General features: G+C 41.9%; 10 protein-coding genes. 8 read left to right on the forward strand and 2 right to left on the reverse strand.

What is annotated here, in order from left to right; genetic code table 11:
- Window positions 1-79: 79 nt before the first annotated feature.
- Window positions 80-1,171 carry a polyamine ABC transporter substrate-binding protein gene (locus NEJAP_RS16880; RefSeq protein WP_201348315.1) on the reverse strand — a complete coding sequence of 364 codons (1,092 nt, stop codon included), beginning with the start codon at window positions 1,169-1,171 and terminating at the stop codon, window positions 80-82.
- A 164-nt stretch (window positions 1,172-1,335) separates the two neighbouring features.
- On the reverse strand, window positions 1,336-1,830 hold the full coding sequence (locus tag NEJAP_RS16885; RefSeq protein WP_201348316.1) for a thioredoxin family protein: 495 nt from the start codon (window positions 1,828-1,830) through the stop codon (window positions 1,336-1,338).
- 332 nt (window positions 1,831-2,162) lie between these two features.
- Between NEJAP_RS16885 and NEJAP_RS16890 the strand changes: the two genes are divergently transcribed.
- The 8 genes from NEJAP_RS16890 (at window position 2,163) to NEJAP_RS16925 (ending at window position 12,281) form a co-directional block, all read left to right on the forward strand.
- On the forward strand, window positions 2,163-3,695 hold the full coding sequence (locus NEJAP_RS16890; protein WP_201348317.1) for an aldehyde dehydrogenase family protein: 1,533 nt from the start codon (window positions 2,163-2,165) through the stop codon (window positions 3,693-3,695).
- Between the two features lie 358 nt (window positions 3,696-4,053).
- Window positions 4,054-5,181 carry a GGDEF domain-containing protein gene (locus NEJAP_RS16895; protein WP_201348318.1) on the forward strand — a complete coding sequence of 376 codons (1,128 nt, stop codon included), beginning with the start codon at window positions 4,054-4,056 and terminating at the stop codon, window positions 5,179-5,181.
- A 665-nt stretch (window positions 5,182-5,846) separates the two neighbouring features.
- A complete protein-coding gene (locus NEJAP_RS16900) occupies window positions 5,847-6,896 on the forward strand; it encodes a hypothetical protein (RefSeq protein ID WP_201348319.1) in 1,050 nt (349 codons plus the stop codon).
- Window positions 6,868-8,517 carry an ABC transporter transmembrane domain-containing protein gene (locus NEJAP_RS16905; RefSeq protein ID WP_201348320.1) on the forward strand — a complete coding sequence of 550 codons (1,650 nt, stop codon included), beginning with the start codon at window positions 6,868-6,870 and terminating at the stop codon, window positions 8,515-8,517. The genes NEJAP_RS16900 and NEJAP_RS16905 overlap by 29 nt, the downstream gene beginning before the upstream one ends.
- Window positions 8,517-9,326 (forward strand): alpha/beta hydrolase, encoded by an 810-nt coding sequence (locus NEJAP_RS16910; protein ID WP_201348321.1) that lies wholly within the window; start codon window positions 8,517-8,519, stop codon window positions 9,324-9,326. The genes NEJAP_RS16905 and NEJAP_RS16910 overlap by 1 nt, the downstream gene beginning before the upstream one ends.
- 11 nt (window positions 9,327-9,337) lie before the next feature.
- A complete protein-coding gene (locus NEJAP_RS16915; RefSeq protein WP_201348322.1) occupies window positions 9,338-9,775 on the forward strand; it encodes a hypothetical protein in 438 nt (145 codons plus the stop codon).
- A gap of 140 nt (window positions 9,776-9,915) precedes the next feature.
- A complete protein-coding gene (locus NEJAP_RS16920; RefSeq protein ID WP_201348323.1) occupies window positions 9,916-10,551 on the forward strand; it encodes a TVP38/TMEM64 family protein in 636 nt (211 codons plus the stop codon).
- 8 nt (window positions 10,552-10,559) lie between these two features.
- Window positions 10,560-12,281, forward strand: a complete 1,722-nt coding sequence (locus NEJAP_RS16925) for an amidohydrolase (protein ID WP_201348324.1) — start codon at window positions 10,560-10,562, stop codon at window positions 12,279-12,281.
- Window positions 12,282-12,308: the final 27 nt, after the last annotated feature.

Below are 12,308 nucleotides of genomic sequence, written 5' to 3' on the forward strand. Positions count from 1 at the left end.
CAAAGGTTTATTTAGTCACTGTAGGATCAGAGAAAGAGAATTCAGGGCGGCAGCGTCCACGCCTGAATTTAAAAACAGCTCAACGGCCCGTTTTTATATTGCTCCAAGCGCGGGTTAATAGACGGTCGTATTTAGCACTATGAGCATTCATAGGGAATAGTTTCTGCTTCACCTCTGCCGTGGGGTATATTCCGGGGTTAGTACTCACTTCGTCAAGTAAGTAAGACATTGCGGCCTTGTTAGCGACTGCTGTAAAGGCATAGTTGGAAATACTTGCGTGGTTCTCACCACGTAGAATGTAATTTAAAAATTGATGGGCAGCCTGCGGATGTGGAGCATCAGCAGGTATTGCCAATAGGTCAAACCAGACCAAAGAACCTTCTTTAGGAATAACATAATCGACGCTCACTCCTTGACCCGCTTCTACTGCACGGCTTTGCGCCATTAACACATCTGAGCCATAGCCCAATACTATACAGATATCGCCATTAGCTAAATCAGACAAGTATTTACTAGAGTGGAAATATTTATAGCTAGAACGCACACCATCAATAAGATGGCTAGCCGCTTTCAAATCAGCCTTTTTTTCTGAGTTAGGAGCAATACCCAGATAGTTAAGAGCAATACCTACAATTTCAGAAGGCGAGTCCAATACGGCTATACCACAATCAGCCAATTTGGCAGCAACCTCCGGTTTAAAGATTAGATCTAGGCTATCAACGGGTAGATCTCCCAGACGCTCCTCTATCATCTGTTTGTTATACCCTAAACCAATCGTTCCCCAAGCATAAGGAACGTTATGCTTATTGCCCGGATCATGGGAAGCAATTTTATTCATGATATTCTGGTCGAGATTGCCATAATTACTTAATTGTTGGCGATCAATTTCTGCATAGATTCCAGCTTTAACCTGGCGCTCTAGAAAGAAACCGGTGGGCACTACCACATCATAACCAGAACTACCCGACATCAGCTTTGCTTCGAGCATTTCATTGGAATCATAAACATCATAGTTAACCTTAATACCGGTGTCTTTCTGAAACTGCTCGACCACTTTTGGATCAAGGTATTCTGCCCAGTTGTATACATTGACAACTTTATCTTCGGCTACTGCAACAGCCGACAATAACGCAGATAGCATCACTGCATAACTAACATGTTTAATTTTCATATTATTCTCCATTACATATATCTATCACTTTTAAAAAGTGAACATCTAAGATGACCTTTGTTTTAATTAACAAAGAACATTTATTATTATTTTCTTATCAATCTTATTAATATCTGATACATAAAGAATTAAAGAACACGAATAATGAGCAAACCTCCCTGTGTTTACTTAATTTGTTCAAGAACTTCACATAATGTTTCGCTAAGATATTCTCCCTCTGAATACGCTTGCTGTATTCTTTCCTCAGGATTAGACACTGAGACGGGCTTCTCAACAAATCTACCGACCACCTGAAAAGAACGGTCAAGAATGGCAACCACCGGAATTAAAATCTTATCCAGCCCAAGACTCTCCATAATTTCATCTTCAGCTCTGCCTTTAGATATAACCGCCATTTGAATTTTAGGTTGTAACTCACACATCTTATTAAGTGCGGTGATATTGATCTGGCAGTCTGGGCACCACATCTCTCCTGCCACCAGTAGATAATACCGCTCCGTCACCTCAGACAAAGCATCTAGCGTAGCTTGTGGCAATGTTTGCGGTACTTCTAACAGCGCTGATATTTTTGCGACAGCCTGCCTTTCCTGTGGGGTGCCACGCCCAACATAGGTATGAAAATTATCACCAAGTTCAAATAACGCTTTGTATGACTTCATTTTTATTGCCTTCCCCCACTACCGATGCTCTAAGTGAGAACCCTAGTACCTGATCCCATTGCTAAACTCAGTATTCATTGTTACCCCGTCAGATATTGAGGCGTAGAACCAACAGCGCAGTAAATTTTGATACCGGTTGGATCCACCTTGCTGCAATTAAAATAAAATCAAAAACCTTACACAGCGTAATGGTTCTTTTTATTCTCAGACGTTGGGTCTATCCGCTTTATAAACAGCCCCGATACCATCGCCTTAATATACGAGAAGCAAAAAGTTTAATTACATTTAATAAAAATAATTTCCACACACAAAATTATGAACTAGAGGCTCCTATGAATACTGAATATATCAAGATTAAAAACCATATTAATGGCAAGTGGCTTGACGAAACCAATGGCCAGTATGAGCCTCTTAAGAACCCCTCAACGGGAGCTGTGATCGGCGAGGTACCTCTTTCTTCTGTGCAAACCTCCCAAGCTGCAGTCCTTGCTGCAGCCGAAGCTTTTCCAGCCTGGAGCGCTACTCCGCTACCTAAACGAATGAACTACATCTTCGATATGCAGCAGGCGATGAAGGACAACCTAGAAATGCTAGCCCAAGCGATCGCTATTGATCAGGCTAAGCATATTGCAGAAGCGCGTGGTGAAGTGGGCCGAGTCATCGAAATCCTACAAATGGCCTGCTCTATCCCTGCCATGATTCAGGGCGAAACAGTACAAGGCATCGCCAACAACATCAACGGTCGTATCATTAAAGCTCCTTTGGGCGTTTTTTGTGGCGTGGCACCTTTCAACTTCCCTGCATTGGTATTTGGCTGGTTTATTCCGTTTGCCATCGGCAGCGGCAACACCTTTGTATACAAGCCATCCACCGAATCACCACTGTTTATGCAGAAAATGATGCAACTACTAGTAGATATTGGCCTACCAGACGGTGTGGTTAACATCGTTCACGGCGACCGTGAAACAGTAGAAGCATGGTACGAAGATGATAATGTTGCCGGTGTTTGCCTAGTAGGCTCGACGCCAACCGCTAAAGCAATCGCTGAAGGCTGTGGCCGTGGCGGTAAAAAAACCATGCTGCTAGGGGGTGCAAAAAACTTTCTGGTAGCGATGGAAGATGCACCAATGGACCTGATGATCGAAAACATTTTGATGTCAGGATACGGATCTGCAGGCCAGCGCTGCCTGGCTGTTTCCAATATTGCAGTGGTCCCAGAGATCTACGACGAGTTTGTTGAGCGTCTACTTGCTGCGTCTAAAGACATTACCATTGGCGATGCGATGAACCCAGATGTGTTTATGGGGCCTGTGATCTCTGCTAAAGCGAAAGAGAGAATCGAGAATTATATCGAGATAGGCCAGAATGAAGGCGCCACACTGGCGTTGGATGGGCGCAACCCTAGTGTAGCTGAGGGTAATAAGAATGGTTACTTCATTGGTCCAACCGTATTTACTGATGTGACTCCATGCATGCAGATCGCTCGCGAAGAGATCTTTGGTCCTGTACTGAATGTAATGAAAGTAGGCTGTATCAATGGTGCCCTGCGCATGATTAAAAACCATGAGATGGGTAATGGTGCTGTCATTTTTACTCAGAACAGTTACTACACAGAAAAATTCATCAATGAAGCTGACGTAGGGATGGTTGGCGTTAACGTAGGTATCTGCGCTCCGCATCCATATCTGCCCTTCGGTGGCATTAAAGGATCGCTAGTAGGCAACAACAAAGTTCAGGGTAAAAGTGCTGTAGATTTCTTCACTCAAAACAAAGTAGCAACGGTACGTGTTGTTGACCCAAAAGAAAATAACGCAGCTCCTGTCGCTAGTAGCAATGCAGCTGTACGTAGTTGTGTTGCCAGTTAGTTCCGTGTTGCCAGACTATTCACTAGCGGCACTGTATCGCTTTTGATAGCTGGATTTAGCGCGCCGAAAGGCGCGTTTTTTTTGCTTATAACTATATGGACGCTATCAGCAGTTTGAATTTTACATAATTAAACCCTACAACGTAAAAATACGCCACTAATCCCACCCTCGCTACGTAGATCCAGCAAGCTTTTCGCAGGTAATTTGCTAAGGTATAGTAAAATTAACATTAGCGAAATCAAATTAAGCTCTCCATAATACAATCATATTAGCAATAGTCCATCATTAGGGCAGTGGTAACGAGTACCGCTACACACACGCTAAATAATTACAGAAATTCAACCTTTGAGAAAAACAAATGACGACTGAACAGGCTTATTTTTTCACCGTCGCATTAATAAATTTAGTGTTAGCCTTCTCAGGTACACGAGTTGCTGACCCTGATGGAAAACAGAAATCTATACTCTTTTTTATCATCGCCTTTTCTGCAAACTGCCTTAGCTGGTTTCTTTACACATTTGATATAAATGTATTTTTAAAAATCATATCAGCAGTTCTATCTTCAGCGTTTATCTGGGGAATGGTGGTATTTAGCTTCAAGCGATGCGAGTGTCGTTTACCACTTGCCACGATATCAAGCCTGTTTTTGATAAACTGCATTGCTTTGGCCTTTTTCATATATAACAGTAATTTTAATGACGCTTTGCACGTTAGTGCTCTCTTTGTGCCTTCAGCATTTTGCTGCATCGGTTATTTATTTATAAAAGTAAAAAAGAATAGAAATCCGTCCGACATCATCCTTTCTTACGCTTGTTTTTTCATGGCCCTTTGTGTTGTTACCCGCTCTTTTTTACTCGAGCTATCACCTGAATTGTTTAGTAAAACCATGATTTCATCACAAATAATATGGCCTGCGTTTAGTGTCATCAGCGGCGTTTTCTCTTTGCTCAGCTTTACCGAAGAAGCCCAGTTGAAGCTTAAAGAAGAATCAAATACAGACCAACTCACCAACCTTGCCAACCGTCGCGCAATGAACGAAGTACTAAACAAAGAGTGGACGATAGCGAGACGACATAAAAGACCGCTCACCTTGATTATGCTAGACGTCGATTTTTTTAAGAAATATAACGATCTGTATGGCCATCAAGCAGGTGATGAGTGCCTGAAAAGCGTGGCTCGTACCTTACAAGGTAACGTAAAACGTGCAGGAGACCTCGTCGCACGCTATGGCGGGGAGGAATTCTTACTCATCTTACCTGACACCAACAATATTGCTGCGCAACATTTGGCCAACAGGATATGTACTTCGATAGCACAACTTGAACTGCCGCACGACCAATCACCTTTGGGCATCATCACGATCAGTGCAGGTATTGCGGTATTAACGAAAAACTCATACGAGAACATCGATGAGTTACTGCGAGGAGCAGACACTGCTCTTTACCAAGCTAAACAAATGGGTCGTAACCAGACTCAACTCATTTAACAGACCTATAGCTAAAATAGGCTGGATAAATTTCACCCATAAAAAGTAAGTAATTATTAAATTGCATAAGCTTATGTTCAGATGGGTTCACTATAATGGCCCCATATTAAAACAAGGAAGTGTTACTGTGAGCACAGAGCTAGAGCTATACCAAGATAGAACAGGAGAATATCGTTTTCGCTTAAAAACTGGCAATGAAGAAAGCAATATGAAGCCTGAAACTCATAAAGATAAATTCCGTACAATGAACAGAATGGAATCTGTGAAGAGAGTTATTCAAAAGGTTCTGGTCACAAATTATAAACACTAAACCCATAAGCTAATCAGCGCAAAGCTAAATGCCTACTTGAAGCCCAGCCCTCCCTAACCGCTAGAAAACTTTCCTACGTTTGCATGAACATTGCAGTATCACTGCTAACTGGCCCAAACACCTTCTTATAGAACCGCTCTAATAATAAAAAACCAAATATACCTTATTCCACCTATTTTATATTTAAGCTCCATTTAAACTTTTTTCTATAAGCTACACTTTTAGTTAACAGTGTTGAAGTAACTAAACAGGCATAATAATAACGTGAATAAAGACTGCGCTATTTTCACTTACGTTGAAGTAGCCAGCTGACTGGCATTAAGCTGATTTAAGAAATATACACTAGGTACTTATCATGGGTTTTTTATCAAATGTGAAACAAGGCTATATCACACGTAACGTTGATATATCTCAAGCAAAAATGCTATTAGACGTTCAACCAGCTGCTGGTGACTTATTGCTTTGTCGCGTTGATAAAATTCGTCAGCACACTCGCCTAGAAAACACCCAGGGCCGACGGGAACATCTTTATGAAGGTGATAACATTATCGTAGTAGCCGCGAAGCGTTATGCAACTGACCAATTTTGTGCCGAGCTACCTACCCTTGGACAACCCTTTCACCTTGTGGCAGCCGGAGGTATAGCAGGGAATGTCACGCACCGCAGCCAAAAGGTCAAAGCACCTACAGAACTCACACTCCAAGGCGTAATAGGTGGAAAAGATGGTAAAGCATTAAACTTATCGTCTTTTGCACCACTTAAAACGATGAATAGAACTCAGATAAACATCCCTGTTTTAGTAATTGTCGGCAGTGATATGAATGCAGGAAAAACCACAACGGCTTGTGCTTGTATTAACGGCCTATTTAAAGAAGGGATACGCGTTGCAGGCGCCAAATTAACTGGCACAGGCGCAGGGCCCGACTATTGGCGAATGAAAGACGCAGGCGCATGTCATGTTATTGATTTTGTAGATGCCGGCTTCCCTTCAACGGTTGGTCTCTCTACTGGCAACTTCATTCAGCTTTTACAACGCTTCAAAGAGTCTGCCCAAAAAGCGGAAGCCCAAATACTGGTTCTCGAAATAGCTGATGGTATTCTTCAACCAGAAACTAAATCCTTAATGAATTCGGAGCATTTTATCAATGAGGTAACAGGCGTCATTGTTGCTGCCGATAGTGCAACCTCCGCTATTATGGTGGCTGAAAGAGTGCTTTCAGCAGGATTCTCCCTTTATGCTATTAGCGGCTTACTTACCCGCTCCCCAATTGCATGCGAAGAAGCCACTACGGGCTCAGGCCTGCCGGTATTTACTGCAGCAGATTTAAGCAAAAAGTCAGCCATTGATTACTTATACAATACGATAATCCGAGACTATGAAAATACATGCTCTGCTGCTGGATAAAGTCCGCCAGTGTTTATTATTAGCGTTAGTTACCATTGCAATAGTTCAGTCTCTTTGTCTGATGGGTATGATTTATCAAGCTAAGCAGTCCTTGCAAGCCAGTAACTTTACACCAAGCTTTTATTGGCTTGGGTTTGCATTTCTCGGCATTTTAGTTATCGCTACGGGCCGTTATTGTGAACGATATATAGCAGAGCAACTCGCTCAACAATATGTAAATGAATTACGCCAATCCGTTTTTCTTAAAGTATTACAGCTCCCTATTTCAGATTCATCAATGATCAATAAAGGTGGCACACTTTTACGCCTAACGGGCGACATGGCAGCCATAAGAAACTGGATTGTCAGCGGGCTAGTACCCGCGATCGTATTAGGAATCTGGTTACTTATCGCACTCATTGGCTTATCTAGAATAAACCCATTACTAACCGCTAGCTTAACACCACTCATAGTCATTATATTTACTGGTAACTACTTAATTGGTAAGCATTTATACGAAAGGTCCAAACATATCAGACGAACCAGAGGGCGTCTAATACGCAATGTAACTGAACAGTTGCGAGAAATAAGAATCATTAAAGCATTTAACCAAATTAGCCGTGAGAGAAAACGTTTTAATGAGCAGAGCAGGCTTTTATCCACTGGCAATATTAAGCGCGCTAGTATTTCAGGCATTTCTCGGGGCTTTAATGAAGCAGTTCTTGGCACAGGTGTCTTAGCATTATTCATAACGGGTTTGTGGCTCGTAAAACAACAAGAAATAAAACCTGAAGATGTCGCTATTGTTATGACAGCAGCACTATATTTTTTATCTCACCTACGGCCGTTAAGTCGCTTATATGAATTATGGACACTAAAAAAGTTAGCCATTCATCAGCTTGAGTATTTTTTTAACCGCAAAGATAATATATCAATCGGTACAAAAAAACGTCCGTCTAAAATTCTAACGATCCAGTTGGATAAACTACAATCGAACCAACGCTTCCCTCCCATTTCTGCCGAGCTAACCGGAAGTGACCGCATCAGGCTTTGCGGCCAAACAGGTGGAGGGAAAAGTTCATTACTCTCCGTTCTTGCCGGTTTACTCGACTACACTAATGGCGAAATGAAAGTAAATAATATAGCGCTTTCTACATTCCAACCATTCGTTACTTCTCAGCTCACAACACTCATCAGCCAGCAGATGCCATTACTACGCGGTACCATACGAAAAAACCTTTTTTATGGCGCTAGGCAAAAATCTGACCGTTATACCCAACATGTTCTCTCAATGTGTAATTTAGAGCGATGGTTAACCCAATTACCTACCGGGATGGATACACGTGTACAAGAAAATGGGAGCAACTTATCTGCGTCCCAAAACTATAAAATCATGCTAGCCCGCGCATTACTCAGGCGCCCAAAAGTATTATTAATTGATACTGACGCGGCTCACCATGATGATGAAATAAAAATAATTACTCTGAAATTACTGAAAACATTTGAAGGCGCAATCATCATCTGCTCAGAACAAGGCTTCAACTACCAATATTACGACCAGATATGGGAGTTAAACAAAGAATCATTTCGCATAACTCATTTACCCCATGAGTCAAACTCGACAACAACTAGGCCTCAATAATGTTAAATATACTTAAGATGCTACCGAGCCCTGGTACAATTAAACAAGTCACTTTTCCTGCGAGTAGAATGCTACCTGTCTGGGTGTATCAACCAACAACAGAAAAGAAAAAACACCAAGCGATTGTCGCTATACACGGCATTTCCAGGAATAGCCTACAGCAACTTGAAGCCTACAAAGCACTTGCGGAAAAACATGGATTATGGCTTTTTGCTCCGGAGTTCAGTAAAGAAAATTTTCCCAGCTACCAACTGCTAGCCAAAAATTCATCCTCTCCAAGAGCCGATCTAGCATTAAACAATATCATCACAACCTTTAGGTCAATTAAGGGATTAGCTGAACTAAAAGTTCATCTATGTGGTTATTCCGGTGGGGCGCAATTTGTACATCGTTATGCTTACCTCCACCCCTATAATTTAGCTTCTCTGACGTTACTGAGTGCAGGCTGGTATACCTTTCCTGATCTTTATAAAAGCTATCCACAAGGTTTAAGAAATTGGCCATCATGGATGAACCGTCCAAGGTTACAGCATTTTTTACAAATCCCAATGTTGGTCATGGTAGGTAAGCAGGATATAAAACGAGACAAGAGCCTAAGGCAGTCTGAACTACTGGATCAATATCAAGGTATTCATCGTTTAGAGAGAGCGAACACTTGGAGCAAAGCGATACACGACACGATGAAACACTCCCCTTCGTCATCCACTATAAATATTGTTCATCTAGACAATCAGTCCCACGATTTCCAAAAAAACATTACTGAAACTGACATGCTTTCCGAAATAAGTCACTTTTGGTTAACGAATTAAGAGCAATTACTATGAGTAAACACTCGATTATTTTAATTATTATATGTGGATTATTTTTATCTGGTTGCCAGATAAAGCCTTACAACCAAAAACCAATTATGCTCAGCGGCGAGCAGGTCAAAAAGCTATTCGTCAAACACACTGTAGAGTCATATAACCTGAAAACCGGCACAACAAGTTTTTCTTATTACACTTCCAAAGGTCGTGTCAAACAGATCAGAAAACAGAGGAACAGAAGCGGGCATTGGAAGCTCGATGCAGAAGGAAAAATGTGCTTACGTATGCAAAAAAATAAATTTAGCTGCAGAGGTATATATCGTGAAGGAAACACCTACTATAAATACCGGTTAGACAATCAAAATAAACTCGAAAGAATCATCCGCTACCAGAGGTTTAATAAGGGCAATATGCTCAAAAAAATATCAGCTAAAACCGTGAATAATAACTAGAGATTAATACAAAATAGTCCCCCCCATAAACAGGGTCATTAACGTAGCGTTGAACTTAATAAGAAAACTCCTTTCTCATTAAAAACTATCCATCGTTAATTAACGGAGTTCTTATTAAGCCCCTGCACTACAAAACAGCATTGGCACTTATTCTGCTAATCACGTTAGTCATAGCATGGGGTAGTTATTCTTTACTACCGCTGATTGAGTCATATATTAACCCTGAAGCACTAGGCGAATGGGTCAAAAAGCATGGTTTTGGGGGTATATCAGCTTTCGTACTGTTAAGCGCTATCGCTGCCGCCATTGGGTTACCAAGACAGTTAATTGCACTCGTTGCCGGTTACAGTTTTGGGTTATTAGTGGGCTTATTATTAGCGATTAGCAGTATTAGTTTAGGAGCACTTTTAACATTCTGGTTTGCTCGTTTTTTTGCACGCCCTTGGGTCCAGCGGCACTTTCCTGATGCCATCAAAAAGATAGATAGCTTTATTGCGGAGCAACCTTTTCTTAAAATTCTCACTATTCGTTTTCTACCCTTTGGGACAAATATGCTGACTAACCTAGCTGCAGGGACGACAAAACTATCTGCCACAAAATTTTTCAGCGCGTCATTTTTAGGTTTTTTGCCACAAAGCGCACTATTTGTCATGGCTGGTAACGGATTCAATATCAACTCCAATAGCCAGATAATATTAAGTGTTATTCTGCTTCTTTTTTCTGCTTTACTCGCACTGCTTATCTATAAAAAGCATCAACATCATCCACTCCGATGACTCAACTGATGAAAACACGCATATCAACATATCTTTTAGGCATCGCATTACTAGCCGCCATCGTTATAGCGTTGCTTGTCGGTCTCGCGACGCCTGGACATAGAGTCTTTATTAACGGGAATATAATTACCGTCGACGACAACAACAGTATCGTCGAAGCGATATCTATTAGAGATGGCAAAATAGAGGCTATTGATAGTAATAAGAATATCCGCAAACTCATTCAAAAAGGCACCCAAGTTACAGATTTAAAAGGCAAAACATTACTACCTGGTTTTATCGACGCACATAGTCATTTTCCTAGCTCTGGGCTTACGGCTATTTCTGCTGACTTAAGCCCTCCTCCTACCGGCAGAACGTCTAGTATCGCGCTATTACTAGACAGCATGCGTTTACAAGCTGCAATGACTCCGCCAGGGAAATGGCTATTAGGCTTTGGCTATGATGACTCATCTCTTACAGAAAAACGCCACCCCACAAGGCAAGAACTCGATAGCATATCTAGCGAACACCCTATCTATCTATGGCACAGCTCCGGTCATATGGGCATAGCTAACAGTCTTGCTCTAGAAAAAGTTGGCATCACAGAAAAAACGCTATCGCCTTCTGGGGGAGTCATTGGACGAGATGCAAATACGGGCAAGTTGAATGGCCTACTGCAAGAGAAGTCTGCCTTATCGCTCACTACATTACTGCAGGACTTTTCATTTACCGATTATTACCAAATTTTCCGGCAGGCTCGCGACGACTATAGCAAAAATGGCATTACTACAGCACAAAGCGGTGGCATTGGTGTTAACCTTACTCGAGCACTTTACTGGGCTAGCCAGCTCAGGCAGATTCCCTTTCGTATGGTTGTTTTCCCTAACCACCAGAGCTTTGGACAACAACTATTAAATGGCAGCTACAAACAAACGGATTTTAACTCCGAGCGTTTTTATTTGGGGCCAATAAAAATCATTGCCGATGGCAGCGTTCAAGGGCGTACCGCTTTTTTAACAAAGCCATTTTATAAAAACCCACCAGCCATACCAGACTACAGAGGTTTCCCTTCCTTTGAGCAAACAGAACTCAGTGCCATTGTAAGCACCTATCATGATGCAGGGTTCCAATTAGCTATTCACGGAAATGGTGATGCTGCGATTGACCAAATAATCAATGCCTTTGCAAAAGCTCAAAAATATACTCCCTCAACTGACCCAAGGTTGATTCTTGTACATGCACAAATGGCACGGCTCGATCAACTCAAAAGCATGCAAGCATTAGGCATTACTCCCAGCTTTTTTCCTACACACACCTATTATTGGGGCGACCAGCATATCGCATCATTCATGGGCCCCAAGAGAGGAGCAATGATGAGCCCTACGGGCTCGGCAGCAGCATTAGGGCTTAAGTTTAGTGTGCATACAGATGCCCCCGTCACCCCAATTAGCCCATTACAGTTACTCTGGAGCACAGTTAATAGGCAGTCAGTCAGTGGCAATACCATTGGAGAAGAGCAGAAAATTTCTACCATGCAGGCTATACGTTCAATGACTATTGATGCGGCGTGGCAGGTGTTTCAAGAAAAAAACAGAGGCTCAATAGAGCAAGGGAAGTTTGCTGATTTGGTGCTGCTATCAGGAAACCCTTTAGAAAACCCAAAAGATATCAAACAAATAAAAGTGTTAGAAACCATCGTGGATGGTGTCACTGTGTATACAGCAGAAACGAAAAACCCCAAGAAATAATCTCAGGGTTTCAATATAGAGTACGCG

The organism is Neptunomonas japonica JAMM 1380, assembly GCF_016592555.1.
Lineage (GTDB): Bacteria > Pseudomonadota > Gammaproteobacteria > Pseudomonadales > Balneatricaceae > Neptunomonas > Neptunomonas japonica_A.